The 15937-nt window shown below is 62.1% G+C and carries 14 protein-coding genes; 9 read left to right on the forward strand and 5 right to left on the reverse strand.

The window, feature by feature from the left end; translation table 11 throughout:
- Positions 1–38: 38 nt before the first annotated feature.
- On the reverse strand, positions 39–446 hold the full coding sequence (locus tag CH92_RS21190; RefSeq protein WP_025243767.1) for an SMI1/KNR4 family protein: 408 nt from the start codon (positions 444–446) through the stop codon (positions 39–41).
- 201 nt (positions 447–647) lie between these two features.
- On the opposite strand from CH92_RS21190, the gene CH92_RS21195 reads away from it, so the two are divergent.
- The 9 genes from CH92_RS21195 (at position 648) to cysC (ending at position 10888) form a co-directional block, all read left to right on the forward strand.
- Positions 648–2906 (forward strand): ATP-binding protein, encoded by a 2259-nt coding sequence (locus tag CH92_RS21195; RefSeq protein ID WP_025243768.1) that lies wholly within the window; start codon positions 648–650, stop codon positions 2904–2906.
- Positions 2907–2919: 13 nt separating this feature from the next.
- A complete protein-coding gene (locus tag CH92_RS21200; protein ID WP_025243769.1) occupies positions 2920–3405 on the forward strand; it encodes a response regulator in 486 nt (161 codons plus the stop codon).
- Positions 3406–3475: 70 nt separating this feature from the next.
- On the forward strand, positions 3476–5875 hold the full coding sequence (locus tag CH92_RS21205; RefSeq protein ID WP_025243770.1) for a hybrid sensor histidine kinase/response regulator: 2400 nt from the start codon (positions 3476–3478) through the stop codon (positions 5873–5875).
- Positions 5875–6435: a biliverdin-producing heme oxygenase gene (locus tag CH92_RS21210; protein ID WP_025243771.1), complete on the forward strand. Its 561-nt coding sequence runs from the start codon at positions 5875–5877 to the stop codon at positions 6433–6435. The genes CH92_RS21205 and CH92_RS21210 overlap by 1 nt, the downstream gene beginning before the upstream one ends.
- Positions 6436–6598: 163 nt before the next feature.
- Entirely contained in the window at positions 6599–7939 is a 1341-nt protein-coding gene (locus tag CH92_RS21215) for an arylsulfotransferase family protein (RefSeq protein WP_025243772.1), read from the forward strand.
- Between the two features lie 5 nt (positions 7940–7944).
- Positions 7945–8235 carry a hypothetical protein gene (locus tag CH92_RS21220; protein ID WP_025243773.1) on the forward strand — a complete coding sequence of 97 codons (291 nt, stop codon included), beginning with the start codon at positions 7945–7947 and terminating at the stop codon, positions 8233–8235.
- 94 nt (positions 8236–8329) lie between these two features.
- The gene (locus CH92_RS21225; RefSeq protein WP_025243774.1) at positions 8330–9046 is read left to right on the forward strand and encodes a hypothetical protein; all 717 of its coding nucleotides are present in this window, start codon (positions 8330–8332) and stop codon (positions 9044–9046) included.
- Positions 9043–10209, forward strand: a complete 1167-nt coding sequence (locus CH92_RS21230) for a sulfotransferase family protein (RefSeq protein WP_038623210.1) — start codon at positions 9043–9045, stop codon at positions 10207–10209. The genes CH92_RS21225 and CH92_RS21230 overlap by 4 nt, the downstream gene beginning before the upstream one ends.
- A gap of 10 nt (positions 10210–10219) precedes the next feature.
- Positions 10220–10888, forward strand: a complete 669-nt coding sequence (gene cysC, locus CH92_RS21235; protein WP_025243776.1) for an adenylyl-sulfate kinase — start codon at positions 10220–10222, stop codon at positions 10886–10888.
- A gap of 135 nt (positions 10889–11023) precedes the next feature.
- On the opposite strand, the gene CH92_RS21240 is transcribed toward cysC, so the two are convergent.
- From CH92_RS21240 to CH92_RS21255, 4 genes are all read right to left on the reverse strand, one after another.
- Positions 11024–11869 (reverse strand): alpha/beta hydrolase, encoded by an 846-nt coding sequence (locus tag CH92_RS21240; protein ID WP_038623637.1) that lies wholly within the window; start codon positions 11867–11869, stop codon positions 11024–11026.
- A 5-nt stretch (positions 11870–11874) separates the two neighbouring features.
- On the reverse strand, positions 11875–14253 hold the full coding sequence (locus CH92_RS21245) for a TonB-dependent siderophore receptor (protein ID WP_235206178.1): 2379 nt from the start codon (positions 14251–14253) through the stop codon (positions 11875–11877).
- A gap of 95 nt (positions 14254–14348) precedes the next feature.
- On the reverse strand, positions 14349–15278 hold the full coding sequence (locus tag CH92_RS21250; RefSeq protein ID WP_025243779.1) for a DUF4880 domain-containing protein: 930 nt from the start codon (positions 15276–15278) through the stop codon (positions 14349–14351).
- Complete coding sequence (locus CH92_RS21255) at positions 15275–15754, reverse strand: sigma-70 family RNA polymerase sigma factor (protein WP_051517576.1); 480 nt, start codon at positions 15752–15754, stop codon at positions 15275–15277. Before CH92_RS21255 ends, CH92_RS21250 begins: the two co-directional genes overlap by 4 nt.
- Positions 15755–15937 lie beyond the last annotated feature (183 nt).

Below are 15937 nucleotides of genomic sequence, written 5' to 3' on the forward strand. Positions count from 1 at the left end.
TATCGGAGGTATGCGCTCGGAGGCTCTTATCGGGCCGTTCAACTTTCCAGCCAGACGTCGCGCGCCCAGTGCCACACCGATTCCCAGCTCCCGTCGGTCAGCTCGTGCTCGTCGCCGTCGAACAGCATGACCTCGCCTTCGAGGTCGACCACATAGTAATCCGGCCCGTCCTGACAGATCGGCAGCAGGTCGCGGGCCACGCCAGCATCCCAAGCGTTGGCGGCTACTTCCGGCAGATAGGTATGCGATTGCGGGTCGGCGGCGGTTACCGGTTCCAGTCGGCCATAGATCACGTCACTGACCGTCAAAAGGAATTCACGCAAGCCGAACGGCAGGTTGATCAACAACTCTTCCTCGACCTCGACCAGCCGGTCATCGTCCGGCAGTTCCAGCGGTACCGGTACCGGTTCGTTGAGTTCACGCAGTTGCTCGATCACCTCTTCCATGACAGTCCCCCTCTGCAGTCGCCAGGAATGCGCCGTTTATACAAGCCCTCACAGTGGCTAGCCAGTACCAGTCGCGCTAAAGTGGCGATCGCTCGAAAAAAGGTGTACCCCACGCAAGCGTAACGAAGCAGGCACCGATATGAATAACCGCATGGATGCCTGCCCATCGTTCAGCCCGTTCGGGCTCGACTAGGAGATACCGTGGCATCCACCCAAGCATGCGACAGGCTCACAGAGGCGCTCGCCCAGTGCGCTGACGAACCCATCCATATCCCGGGCAGTATTCAACCCCATGGGTTTCTGCTGGTGCTCCACGAACCTCAGCTGACCATCGCTCAAGCCAGCGATAATGTCGTTCAGTGGCTTGGAGTCGAGGCCCAGGCATTGCTCGGCCAGCCGCTCGCCGAGCTTATCGGTGAGTGCGGCTTCGCCGAACGCCTGGCTGCGCTGGCCGAAGACGACCACAATCCGTTCCACCTGAGCGACATCAGTTTCACGCTCCCAGGGCACAGCGACCGGCCGTCATTCGCCTTGATGGCCCACCGCTACGCGGGCCGGCTCATCGTCGAGTTCGAGGCCGCGGGCAGTTCCGGCAAGGCCTACGACACGCTCTATCCCCTGATGCGGACGTTCGTGGTGCAGTTGCAAGAAGCGCAGGCGCTCGATGTCATCTGCCAACTGGCCGTGCGCGAGGTCAAACGCGTCACCGGCTTCGGTCGGGTCAAGGCCTACCGCTTCGATGCGCAGGGCAACGGCGTGGTATTGGCAGAAGAAGCCGACGAAGGCTACCCGCGCTATCTGGGGCTGTACTTTCCGGCTTCGGATATTCCGTCACAGGCACGCCAGCTCTACCGCGACAACCTGATCCGAGTGATCCAGGACGCCAACTACCGGCCCTCCCCGCTGGTACCCGCGCTCAATCCGGACACCGGTGAACCGCTGGATCTGAGCTTTGCCTCGCTTCGCAGCGTGTCGCCGGTGCACCTGCAGTACATGCGCAACATGGGCACGCTCGCGTCGATGTCGATTTCGATCGTCGTGCAGGGCGAGCTCTGGGGGATGATCTCCTGCCATGACGCCGCGCCGCGCGCTGTGGGCTATCAGACCCGCACGGCTTGCGAACTGTTAGGGCGCATTCTTGCGCTGCAGATTCAAGCCAAGGAAGCAGCGGCGTTAGCCCAGCGCAAGCTGGAATTGCGTCGCCAGATCGTCGAGCTGCTTTCGGCAATGGCCGACCGCGACAGCGTCATCGAAGGCTTCAAGAACCTCCCGACCGTTGTACTCGGATTCGCCAGTGCCCACGGCGCCGCCATCGTCTCGGGCGAGACCCAAGAAGTCATCGGTGAGACGCCCCCACCTGAATTGCTGACCGCGCTGACGCTATGGCTGTCGCAGCAGCATGAGCGTCTGGTATTCAGTTCCGATTGCATTTCCCGCGATATCCCGGCCGTGCCGGAACTGGCCGCGCACTGTGCCGGCCTGCTGGCGATCTCGATTTCGCGCCTGCATCCGCATTACCTGCTGTGGTTCCGTCGTGAGCAGATCAAGACCGTGAACTGGGCCGGTCAGGCGAGCAAGCAAATTAACGCTCGCGGCGGGTTGTCTCCGCGCGACAGTTTCGAGAGCTGGTGCGAGACGGTGCGTGGCTACGCCCAGCCCTGGCAACAGGTGGAACTGGACGGCGCGCTCGAACTGCGCACCGCAGTGCTCGGCATCGTGCTGCGCAAGGCCGAGGAAATGGCCCAGCTCGCCGGTGAGCTGCGTGAAAGCAACAAGGAGCTGGAGTCATTCTCCTACAGCGTCTCGCATGACCTGCGCGCGCCGCTGCGGCACATCGCCGGCTATGCGGAGCTTTTGGGCGAACTCGAAGGCAGCAAGCTCAGCGATCGTGGCCTGCGCTTCCTCGACAACATCGGCGATGCCGCCCGTTTCGCCGGCACGCTGGTCGACAATCTGCTGAGTTTCTCCCAGATGGGCCGCGCCGCGCTGCGAATGTCCGACGTCAATCTCAGCGCGTTGGTCGAATCCATCCGTCGGGAAATGGCGCCGGACTGCGAAGGCCGGCAGATAGAATGGCAAGTTCAATCGATGCCTGTCGTGGTCGCTGACGCCGCTTTCATCCATATGGCCTTGCGCAACCTGATCTCCAATGCCCTCAAGTACAGCCGCACGCGTGAGCTGGCGGTCATCGAGATAGGTGCCGAACAGCGCGCCGAAGAAACCATCGTTTACGTTCGCGATAACGGCGTCGGCTTCAACATGCAATATGCCAACAAGCTGTTCGGTGTCTTCCAGCGCCTGCATCGGATGGAGGAGTTCGAGGGCACCGGGATCGGACTGGCCAGCGTGCGACGTATCATCGAGCGGCACGATGGACAGGTCTGGGCGAACGGCGAAATCGATCAGGGCGCGACCTTTTTCTTTTCATTACCCCGCCTCGCTTACGCGTCATCCCTTTAGTACGAGACCCTTGATGCTCAAACCGATTCTTTTGGTAGAAGACAATCCTCACGATCTGGAACTGACGCTGGTCGCGCTCGAGCGCAGTCAACTGGCCAACGATGTGATTGTCTTGCGCGACGGCGCCGAGGCGCTCGATTACCTGCTGCGTCGCGGCGACTATGCCCAGCGCGCCGATGGCAATCCGGCCGTGCTGCTGCTCGACCTCAAGTTGCCCAAAGTGGACGGCCTTGAGGTGCTGAAAATGGTTCGCGAAACCCCCGACCTGCGCAGCATACCCGTGGTGATGCTGACGTCCTCGCGTGAGGAACCGGACCTGACGAAGGCTTACGAACTGGGGGTGAACGCTTACGTGGTCAAACCGGTCGAATTTCGGGATTTCGTGGCGGCCATTTCCGACCTCGGTATTTTCTGGGCTGTGCTCAATGAGCCGCCACCGGGCTCGTTGCGGCTGCAACGCCAACGCCGGGATCGCCAGGACGATGAAGAGCGGAGCTGAAAGGCAGCGACTCTGAGCGACTCACAAGCAAACTTTCGTCAAGCCGTGCGGCACCCGCTACAGGATGGTTATGCCACCGAAAAAAAATATTAGCCTCCTGCTAGTTGAAGACAGCCCGCACGATGCCGAGCTGGCGCTCCTGACGCTCGAACGAAACCACTACGTCGCCGAGACGGAAGTCGTCTATGACCGTGCCGGCGTGGTCGAAGCGCTGCAACGACGGCGCTTCGATCTGATTCTTTCGGATTTGATCCTGCCGGGCTATTCCGGCAGCCAGGCACTGCAGGACGCCAGGCAACTGGCGCCCGACACCCCTTTCATTTTCCTTTCCGGCGTATTCGGCGAGGAGCATGCGGTCAGCATGATGCGGTCCGGCGCCGTTGATTACGTGCTCAAACAGAACCTGAACCTCTTGCCCAAGGCGGTTGAGCGAGCACTGAGCGAGGTGCAGGAACGCCACGGACGCCTGCGCGCCGAAGAAGCACTGCGCGAAGTCGAGGTGCGTGCTCGTCTGGCGATCGATGCGGCAGGCTTGGGCATGTGGGACTACGAGCTGACAAGCGGCACGCTGATTCTCGATCGTCAATGTCGCGCGATGTTCGACCTGTCCGATGACGCGCCGGTGAACGTCGGGGTGTTAGCGTCGTTCTGTCATCCAGACGACCTGCAGCGTATACGCGAAAAGGTCCGCAAGACCCTCACAGATGAGGGTGACAAGGAATTCACCGTCGACTACCGCATCCTGCTCGGCGACGGGCGGGTGCGCTGGGTGGAAACCCGCGGACAAGGCTTCTTCGAGGACGGCGCGAGCAAGCGTTTCATCGGCGTGGTGATGGATGTTACCGAACAGAAACTGGCCACCGAAGCGCTCAAACGCATGAACGAAACGCTCGGCGAACGTGTCGAGGCACGCACGCGTGAGCGCGACCGGACCTGGGAACTCTCCCGCGACCTGCTCGCGGTGATGCGCTTCGATACTACGGTTGTCGCACTCAATCCGGTCTGGGAAGGCACGCTCGGCTGGCCGCGTGAAAAACTCACCGACCAGCCCCTCTGGGCCTTGGTGCACCCCGACGACCTCAGCGCAACCCTTGAAGAAACCGAGCGGCTTCGCCAGGGGCATGTCACCGACCGCTTCGTCAACCGTATGCAGCACAGCAATGGCAGCTACCGCTGGCTGTCATGGACCGCAGTGCCCGAAGGCGAAAGGATGTACGCCGCGGGACGCGACATCACCAGCGAGATCGCTGCCGTCGACCGTCTCGCAGCGGCCAACCGCGAGCTGACGGAGCAGATCAAGGAGCGCGAACGCATCGAGGCCACCCTCCAGCAGATGCAGCGCCTGGAGGCCGTCGGCCAGCTAACCGCCGGCGTCGCGCATGATTTTAATAATCTGCTGACCGTCATTCTTACCAGCGCCAGCTTTCTCAAGAACGACCTGGAGCGTGGCGCGCCGCTGGCCAAATCGCTGAGCCGCCTGCAGTACATCCAGGAGTCCGGTGAACGCGGCGCGACCCTGACCAGCCAGCTGTTGGCGTTCGCTCGTCGTCAGCAGTTGGCCCCGAAGGCAGTGGACCTCAACGACACCTTGGTCGGCATGCTCAGTCTGTTGCACAGCACCTTAGGCGGTGCCGTTACCATCGAAACCGATACTTGCGCCGGACTCTGGCATGCCTTGGTCGATCCCACCCAGATCGAGATGATCATCCTCAACCTGGCGATCAATGCCCGCGACGCCATGGGTTCCGGTGGCCGTCTCGCCCTCGTTACGGCCAACGCGGTGATCGATACACCCGCGCAGCGTGCCGAAGAGCCGGGGCCTGGCGAGTACGTGGTGCTGTCGGTACGGGATACAGGCTCAGGCATGAGCGATCACGTGCTGCAGAAGGCCTTCGAACCGTTCTTCACCACCAAGGAGGTGGGCAAGGGTTCGGGGCTCGGGCTGGCGCAGGTGTTCGGCTTCGCCAAGCAATCCGGTGGTGGCGCGCGGATCGAGACCGAACTGGGCGTGGGTACCACCGTCAGCGTCTACCTGCCTCGGGTTCAGGCCCCGGAGCTGGCGATCGACGCGCCGGAAAGCCCACACAGCACGCCGATCGGTGATGCATCGAACACCGTCCTGCTGGTCGACGACGATAACAGCGTGCGTGAAGTGACCGCACAGATGTTGTCCAACCTGGGCTATTCGGTGATCCAGGCGGAGAGCGGTCAGCGGGCCCTGCAATTGCTGAAAGACGGAACGACGGTGGACCTGCTTCTGGCCGACTTCGCCATGCCGGGGATGAACGGCGGCGAGCTGGCCCGGGCCGTTCTGTCGAGCTATCCGAAGCTGCCCGTGGTATTCATCACCGGCTATGCCGAGCTTGGCGAACTGGGCATGGGTAGCACGACGATTATCCAGAAACCCTTCCGTGAAGACGATCTGGCCAGCAAAATCCTCGTCGCGCTCACCGAAGCGAGTCCCGCCTGATGTCATCCTTGCGTCAGTGGCTCCGCGACGCGAGTGCGCCGCTGCATCAGCGCGTCGATACGACTTATTCCCGCTTCGACCTGCGCGACCGCCACGATTACGGACTTTTTCTGAGCGCACACGCGGCTGCGCTGCTTCCCTTGGAAGCGGCGCTTGAGCAGGGCCCGATAGCGCGACTGCTGAACGATTGGCCCGAAAGAAGCCGAAGCGCGGCGCTAGCTGAAGATCTGCGGGCACTCCGGATTGCTTTGCCCGCTCCACCGCATCTCCAACCGGGCAGCGACGAAGGCTGGTACTGGGGCGTTGCCTACGTGCTGGAGGGCTCGCGGCTTGGCGGTCGAGTATTGTCCCAGCGTGTCCGTGACGGTGTCTCGGGCCGTCCGCTGCGCTACCTCGAACATGGAGCGGGCGCTCCGCTGTGGCCGCGTTTTCTGGCGCAATTCGAGCGCCGAGCAACGCGCGTCGACCGCGATCAACTGCTGGAAGGTGTCCAGCTGGCGTTCGGCCGGTTTCTCCAGGCCGCCGAATATGAACTGCAGGCCGCGTCTTCCTTGCCCTAGTGCCCTCCCGGCCGCCCGTCTCTGCCGTCCCTGCTGATCGAGTTGCTACGTGAGCAGCAACCGAACCCCAGCCCGTCAATGCGAGTCTCAACACGCAGCGTTTACCGTTTCGTCAGCAGAGCAGCCAGCCGCGAGACCGAAATCACGCCCAGCAGGGGGGTTCATGGACAAGGCAGATCGTGCCGGTTTCGCCGTATTCATCCTTGCCATAGCATTCATCGCTTTTGTCGGTGGCGCGTTGGTCACGCTTTCGCAGAACTTTCCCTACCGCTATCTGAACGACGCCTACAAAGCGGCTCATGCGGCGCTGGCTCAGTTCACCGAGACCGATCTCTACACCGAGACACATTTGTGGCGGCAAGCGCGGCGTCAGGAACGGGGCGTAACCACTCATGATGCGCAGGACGCGTTCGACGGGCTGACGCTCTACACCTCGGGCGACGGCAGTTACGCCAATCTGATGGACATGCAGGGCAAGGTCGTCCATCGCTGGGCGCTGCCCTATCGCGAGATTTGGACTGAAAGCCCGGCCGGCCGTAAGCCCAGGCCCGAGGACAGAATCTATTGGGACAAGGCCCGCCTGTTACCCAACGGCGACTTGCTGGTGGTGATCACCGCCGATAACGACACACCCTGGGGTTATGGCCTGATCCGCATCGATCGTGATTCCAAGTTGATCTGGGCTTACCACGGCGCAGCCCATCATGACCTACACCTGACGCCGGACGGTCGCTTAGTCACCCTCACCCATGGCTTCAGCGAGGACGATATCCCCAGCTTGAAGGGACTCGAACGCCCGTGGCTGGATGATTGGCTGGTGACGCTGGACCTTGAAAGCGGTGAAGAATTGAACAAGGTCTCGCTGTCCCGGGCCTTTCTCAAGTCGCGCTTCGCCGAACCGCTTTACCAAACGCCCGGCTACGCCACGGGCGATCCGCTGCACGCCAACAGCGTACATTTTCTCGACGACCAGCAAACCGCCGCCTTCACTCCCGCCAAGGGCCGTCCCGGGCAAGTGCTCGTCTCGTTCCGCAACATCAGCACCATCGCGTTGGTGAACCCCGAGCTGGGCGCCGTGACCTGGGCCACCACCGGGCCCTGGCTGGTCCAGCATGACGCCCAGGTGCTGCCGAACGGAAACATGACTCTCTTCGACAATGCGGCCAACTATCGGGAGGCGAATATTTCCCGAGTGCTCGAAGTGAACCCGAGCACCCATGAGGTGGTCTGGACGTATGAAGGAGACGATGAACACCCCTTTGAAAGTTATGTCCGCAGCTCTGCGGAAACACTGCCCAACGGCAACCGCTTGATCACCGAATCCGATGGCGGGCGTCTGTTCGAGGTTACGCAGAAAGGGAACATCGTCTGGGAGTTCATCAACCCGGTACGCGGCGGAGATAACGAAGCCTTTATCCCCATCGTCTCATCTGGGCAACGGATCGCTTACGAAACGCTCGACGCGGCATTCCGCGCCGTTATCGATCAGTCGTTGAACAGGTGAACGACATGAATTCTCGACACATCCGAAGCTGCACGACGGTTTTTATCCTCGCGGCTGTAACGCTTCCGCAGATCGTCCACGCCTATGTGGGTCCGGGCGCGGGACTGGGGCTGTTGACGGCGTTGTGGGGTCTGGTGGCGGCAGTTGGCGTCGCCGTCTTCTACGTGGTGATGTGGCCGATCCGCCGCATGCGGCGGCGGCGCAAGGCCGAACAGCTTGCCGCTGCGGCGACTCTCAGCGGTACCGCAAAGCCCGTCGTCGAGCCAGAGAGCAACCGGGATTCCACACGCTCCTGAACCGGGTGACCGCCAACTCTGCTTGCCGGCCCAGCGCACCGCCTGGCAGCCCTGGAGATAGCAGCCAAACGGTCCGTTGTGTGGGAGGTTTGTCATGGGAATACTCGATCTGCCCGGACCACTGTTCGCCGCGGTTGACACTCTGCTGGCGACATTGCTACCGGCCGGCGCACGGTTGGTCATCTGGGCGATCATGGCTGGCGCCGGCACGCTGCTGCTGTATCGGCTGATCTCGCCGCAGGCGCGGATAGGGCAGGCCAAGCGAGAAGCCCGCGAAGCCCGTCGCCGGTTGAGCGAGTTCGACGGCGATATCGCGGAGGCCGGCCCATTGATTCGTGGCCAATTCAGCGCTGCATTTCGCCATCTTGGCCTGGTACTGGCCCCTACCCTACTCTCCATGCTGCCGCTGCTGGCGTTGCTGACCTGGATCGATCATACCTACAGCTATGATTTCCCGGATCGCGATGATCCACCCGCGATGATGGTCGAGCCCGAACCCGATTTCACCGAGTGGATCGCCGACAGCGACATTCCGTTGGTCCGCATCGGTATTGCCGGCAGCGAGATGGTGGAAATCGCGTTAACCGCACCGATCCCCGTCATCGAACGGCGTCAGTGGTGGAACTGGCTGGTTGCCAACCCACTGGGTTACTTACCGGGTGAAACTGGACTAGAGCGCGTCAGCATCGGTCTGCCACAGCGCGCTTACCTGCCTTTTGGGCCGCCCTGGATGCGCTCTTGGTTGGCCATTCTATTGCCCACCATGGCATTGGTGTCCCTGCTCACCTACCGCTGGGCGCATGTGGAATGAATGACCTGGCGAGCGCTACTGCGAAGCGAACCAATGCCGATCCGGGCTTCCACGTACCGACCTGGATGCATCTGCTCAGTGGGTGGATTCATCGAAACCCGCGATCGTGGATCCGACTCGGCAACCTGGAGACCCGAGCGGTCGCCGATATTATTGTGGACGTGCGGGTGGATCGGCCGATCTTCGTCGCCGGATTGGCCCGTTCGGGCACCACCGTGTTACTCGAACAACTGGCCGCGCACCCACAGGTGACCAGCCATCGCTACATCGACTATCCGCCGGTGCTGACACCCTACTGGTGGAACCGCTGGCTGGAGATGGTGCCGCGCGCGACCGAAGTCGCGAAGGAGCGCGCTCACCAGGATGGCATCAGCATCACCTCGCAAAGCCCGGAAGCGTTCGAGGAAGTTCTCTGGATGGCGTTTTTCCCTGACGCCCACGATCCAGGCCGCAGCTCGGTCATGGGCCGGCAGCACGCGCATCCCGAGTTCGAGCGCTTCTACGCGGAGCACCTGCGCAAGCTACTAGCCGTGCGTAAACGCCAGCGCTATGTGGCCAAGGGCAACTACAACCTGGTCCGGCTGACATACCTGCATCGTCTTTATCCCGATGCCCGTTTCGTGCTGGCGATCCGCGATCCGGTCTGGCATATCGCTTCGCTGATCAAGCAGCACCGCCTGTTCGTCACCGGCGAATGTGCTGAGCCCAGAGCCCTGGAACACATGCGTCGGGTCGGGCATTACGAGTTCGGCCTCGACCGGCGGGCGATCAATACCGGCGACACCGCCCTGACCCGCAAGATCACCGAGCTCTGGGCATCGGGCCGTGAGGTGGAGGGCTGGGCGCAGTACTGGGCGATGATCTACAACCATGTCGCCGACGTGTTGGCGGACGACGACGCGTTGCGCCATGCCTGTCTGATGGTGCGCTACGAAGCGCTGTGCGGTGAGCCGCGGACCACGCTGGCACGGGTGTTCGAGCACAGCGACCTGCCCGTTGCAGCCGACTGGTTGGACACCGCCGCAGCGAGCCTGCACGCCCCCGGCTATTACCGGCCGACCTTCAGCGACGAGGAGCTGGCGGTCATCCAGGCCGTCACCGGTCCGGTTGCAGCCCGCTTCGGCTACGCCGAAGACGTGTTTTCAGATGATTCAGCCCACTGAAGAGGTCCCCATGGCTCATACAGGCTCCCCGCTACACCAGGCCGAGCCGCCTGGCATTCAAGAAATCCTGCGGGTGAGAGCAAAGCCGGATGCGCACCTTTATCGGCATGCGATGATGGTGGACAAGGCCGCGCGAGCGGCGATCAACGGGCAGAAGCCGTGCGCCCTCTGGTTTACCGGATTGTCCGGGGCGGGTAAATCGACCGTGGCGGACCTGGTCGAACAGCAGCTTCACTCTCTGGGCAAACGCACCATGATCCTGGACGGCGACAACGTACGCCATGGTCTCAATCGGGACCTTGGCTTCAGCGACGCCGATCGAATCGAAAACATTCGCCGGGTGGGGGAAGTCGCACGGCTGATGGTGGATGCCGGGCTGATCGTGCTGGTCAGCTTCATTTCGCCGTTTCGCAGTGAGCGGCAAATGGTGCGCGAGTTACTGGAGCCGGGCGAATTTTTCGAGATATTCGTCGACGCCTCGCTGGAAGTCTGCGAGGCGCGCGATCCCAAGGGCTTGTACCGCAAAGCAAGAGCCGGCCAGCTGCCCAACTTCACCGGCATCGGCAGTCGCTACGAACCACCGAGCGCGCCAGAGCTCCACCTGCCAGCGGGCGAAGCGCCACCCGAGGTGCTCGCCGAGCAGGTCATGGCGCTGCTGCAGGCGCGCGGAATGCTATGAGCGATCCTACGGACCGGCATCACTTGGATCCGCTGCGCTTGAAGGCTGATTTCGAAGCGGTCCGGCCAAGCGACCGTCAGGCTCCCAGTCAATGCGCGGCATCAACGCCGCATGGTGCTGTGGCAAGACAATCACTCAGAAACGGCGGGTACTGGTCAATTCATCCAATACCCGGGTGGCAACGCGGAACGGCACGGACATGTGATCCTCACCCGCCTCGATCTGAAAGTCGCTACGAAGCCCATATTGCGAAAGATCCTGAAGCCTCAGCTGCAGCGCGCGCACGTCCTGGATTTCCTGCGGCATTTCTCGATCACCGACCCACATCGTCAGGCTCCGGTGAGTCAGATCCAGCTGACCGGCATGGGCCTGTTTGGCAAATGCACGTTCATGCTCCAGCAGGTAGCGATCACGCCACCACAGGCTCGGGCTGATCGCCACCACATGCTGGAATAACGCCGGCCGGGTGAAAAGCGCGTAAATGCCGAACATACCGCCGAATGAGTGCCCTACCAGGCTGCGCTGGTCCTGGTCGACCTTGAATCGCTCGGCGACTTTCGGCATCAGGCGGTCCTCGATGAAATCGAGAAACAGGTCCTGACCTCCTTGCGGAGGGTCGTTGCGCTCGGGGAGTTGTGGTGGCGACAGGTCGAATGCGCGACGTTTGAAATCCAGCGGCGTATCGCTCGGATAGCCGATGCCCACGATTATCGTGGATTGCATGCGCTCCTGGGCGCGCTTGGCGGCATGGAAGGCCGGAAAATAGGCATTGGCGTCGAGCAGGTAGATCACTCGATAGCCGCCGGTATAAGGCACCTCGCCCTCCGGCAAGCTGATTATGATGCGGTATTCGCGCCCTTCGGCACTCTTCATCATCCATTGCTCGGTGCCGTCCAACGTGACCGGCTCGGCACGGGCGACATTCAAGCCACCCAAGAGCAGGGCACCCAGTACGATTGCTGCGGCTCGCAGCCAGCCCATGGCGATCACCAGCTGTAGCTCAGGCTGGTGATGACGCTGCGCGCTTCGCCGCGGTAGCAGAAGCCATCCTGGCAATTGATATAACGTTTGTCGGTCAGGTTGCGTGAGTTCAGCGCCAGTCGCACACCATCCAGGTCGCCTCCGAAGTCGTAGTGCACGCCTGCATCGAACAATGTGTAGTCCTCGTTCTTCACGGTGTTGTCACCGTCGCCATAGGTGCTGCCGGTGTAGCGTGCGCCAGCGGAAAAGCCCAACCCGAATGGCAGGCGGTAATCCAGCCACAGCGACGCCAGGTGGCGCGGTACGTTTTTCGGCGCATTGCCTTCGTAGTCGGTGTCCTTGGTGACCTCGGCATCGTTGAAGCTATAGCTGGCGTTCATCCGTAAGCGGTCAGTCAGGTCAGAGACCGCCTCCAGTTCAAGACCACGGGATACCTGCTCGCCGGTTTGTACGCTATAGAGCGGATTGACCAGATCACGCGTCAGCACATTGGTTTGCGTCAGGTGATAAAGCGAGGCGGTCAGCATGGTGCTGCTACCCGGCGGCTGGTACTTGAGCCCGACTTCGTACTGCTCACCCTCGGTCGGCTCGTAGCGTTTGCCGCTGGCATCGGAGCCGCTCTCTGGTTGAAACGAGGTGGCATAGCTGGCGTAGGGCGCCAGTCCGTTGTCGAACAGGTAGAGCGCACCGATCTGGCCAGTGATTGCCGAATCACTGGTCTTGGTCGGGTCGATCTCGCTGCCGAACTGATAGCCGTTGGAGCGCGCGTGCACCCAGTCGCGGCGCAGTCCGGCGGACAGACGCCAACGGTCGATTTCGATCTGATCCTGCAGATACACGCCGGCGCGATGTTCCAGTCCATCCCTGTCGACCTGTACATCGTCGGGACGCGCAACGGGCTGGTGGTAGTCCGGCGCGTCTCGATCAATGGATGGCGCTTCGCCGGTGGCGTACAGGAGGGACGTGTCGATCCACGCATAGTCCACTCCACTGACCAAGGTGTGTTGCAGGTTGCCGGTGGCGAAGCGACTCACCAGGCGGGTGTCGGTGGACAGCGATGCCATCTCCTCGTAGCTGCCCGCAGTGGCACGATCAAGAATGTGGCCATCCGTGACGCCCGTGATATCCAGATACTGATTGGTGGTATCCAGCTGCCCATACCGCAGATTCTGCTGCAGGCTGAAAGATTCATTGAAGGCATGCTCGAACTCGTAGCCGACCGTCCACTTGCGCTGTTCAAGCTTGTCGAAATATTCATCGCCCTGCCAGAAGTCAGTGAGCCGCTCGCCGTCCTGGTACAACATTGGCGAGGCCGCCGTCTGCCGCTCCTGGTATTGCGCCAGCAGGGTCAGGCTGGTATCCGGATCGATCTGCCAGCTCAGCGAAGGCGCCAGCAGGCGGGTGTCGTTGTCCATCTGCTCGATGGAATATTCCGCATCACGATAAATGCCGACGGTGCGGAACAACACATCGCCGGCTTCATCCAGCTTGCCGCCGACATCGAACTGACCCTGGCGATGGTTGTAGTTGCCGGCCTGAATCTCAACCTCGTTCTTCGCCAAGAGGCTTGGTCGCTTGCTTACCCGGTTGACCATGCCGCCGGGGCTGATCTGCCCGTATAGCACCGAAGCCGGGCCCTTGAGCACTTCAATGCGCTCCAGGCTGTACGCCTCGATGGAAGGCAAGGCTAGCCAGCCACTGCCCGCCTGACGCAGGCCATCGAGAAAGTCGGCGGACTGCGTGGTCTCGAAACCCCGGACATTGATCGTGTCGAAGCGCGGATCCAGGCCTGAACCGCCGACCCGTACACCCGCGGCGTAGGCGACGGCGTCTTCGACCTTGTTCACCTTGCGATCGGCGATCTGCTCGGCCGTCACCACACTCACGCTTTGGGCGGTTTCCAGGATGGGCTTATCCGTCTTGCTGGCACTGCTGGCATTACTGGCGAAATAACCCTGAACCGGCGCGAAGGCGCTCTGTACCGATGTGGCTTCGATGGTGGCAGGCGCAAGCTGGTAGGTGGCCTCCGGCTTGGCAGGAATTACTACATAGCCGGCCGCCGTCTTCTGCGCGACCAGTCCAGTACCGCTTAGCAAGGCCGCCAGCCCATCGTCCAACGACCCGCCACCCATCACGCCCGGGCTGGTCAAATCGCCGACCAGCTCGGGGGAATAGGAAAGAGTAATGCCCGCGCGCTCGGCGTAGTCAGTGAGCGCCTGCTCCAGCGGCCCGGCCGGGACACTCGGCGCTGCAGTAGCCGAAACTGGAGAAGCGGCCTGCGCCGTAAGGCTGGTGGTGCCACCGATCAAAGCTAACGCCAGGCAGACCGCAGCGGGCAGGGTACGGGCCTGAAGAGGAAATGGAAGAGGGCTGGCACAACGCATGACGGTATCCATTGAGGGAGTGATATTCCCTAACCGGATGAGCCAGAAAATTCCGACAAATTATTTATCTGTTGCTGTCGATGGCCCGACAGCGCTCAAGCGATCGGCACGATGCGCACCCACCAGCGGGTCCGCTCGACAATTTCCACAGGCAACAGGTGGGTAAGGTTGCGCAGCATCAAGGCGGGTTCATCCAGCCGGAATATCCCGGACAGCCGAAGATCGGCCACCTCGGGATCGCACCCCAGCCAACCCTGTCGATAGCGCCCCGCTTCAGCGAGAAAATCAGCCAGGCTGATATCACTGACCACCAGTAAGCCACGCGCCCAGGCAAAGGGATCGATAGGGCTCCGACGCAGCGTCATAAACCCCGTCGCCGATACGCCCACGCCCTCTCCCGCCTGCAAAAGGCGTTGCCCGGACTCGGCAGAGACGAGCATCTCGCCGCTTTGCACTCGAATCTCGCTATAACCGTCGCGCTCGCGCACCAGCCCCCGCGCCTGTCGCCCAGCACAACTGGCGAAGCGACAGCGAAGACGCCACTGCGCACCTTCCACCAGCAATTCACCGGAACGCAGCACCAATTCGTCGCCCTGCACATCCAGCGCGCTGCCGGTGTTGAGCAAAACCTCGACACCAGCCGCCAGATCCAACCGCCGGCGCTCACCGGTGGCAGTGACAAGGTCGGCGCGCCAGCCCGGCGCTGCGGTCGTTGCCAGTAACGCCGCGCTTGCTGTCGCCAGGCCAAAGCCGAGTAGCTTCAGCGTGCGGCGGCGGCCGAGGTCGGCTTCAGCGCGCCGTAACAGCGGAATGGTGTGCGCCGCAGCGGGCAATTGGCTGTCATGAAACAGGCCGTCCAGTTGCCGCAACCGTTGCCAGGCCAGCAAGTGTCGCTTGTCCTGGCGCAACCAGTCCTGCAGTTGGTTATCAAGCTCGCCGCACCGGGCATCGGTGCGCAGCCGCATCTGCCACTCGATAGCCGCCCGTACGATGGCCTCTGGCAGACGCTCGGCCGCCGCCCTCACGGCGCCGTCTCGTAGCACACGCGATAACAATGCAGCAGGGCGCCGGCCACATGGCGCTCCACGGTACGGCTGGACACACCCAACTCCAGCGCCACTTGGGCATGGTTCAGGCCGCCGAGCTGATACAGCAGAAAGGCTTCACGTACCACAGGCTTGACGCCGTCTAGCATCTGCGCGATGCGCTCGAGGCATTGCAACGCCTCGTGACGAACCTCGGGCGAGGGGTAGCTAGGCTCGGGCAATTGCGCCAGCGCTTCAAGATAGGCGCGCTCCAGCGCATCTCGGCGCCAGTGGTCGATCACCAGTCCACGCGCGATACGCGCCAGCAAAGCACGAGGCGCCCGGTCGCTGATTGGCTGGCCACGCATCAGCAGCCGCACAAAGGTGTCTTGGGCCAGATCCGCCGCCTGTTGCGTACAGCCAACCGTGCGCCGCAGCCAGCCATGCAGCCAGCCGTGGTGAGTGCCGTACAACATCTCTAGGGGGACGACGGAATCCGATTCATGTAACGACACAGGCACGCCTCGGGCAAACAAGCGCGAAAAACCATGAATGGCATGGCAACCGCGAGCACCTTAATCGCGAATCATTACCATTACAACTAGGCGAGAGATCGATACCTCGCAGGCGCCGCCCAATGACGCCTGAGCAGGAGGTGT

This window comes from Stutzerimonas stutzeri, from assembly GCF_000590475.1.
GTDB lineage: Bacteria > Pseudomonadota > Gammaproteobacteria > Pseudomonadales > Pseudomonadaceae > Stutzerimonas > Stutzerimonas stutzeri_D.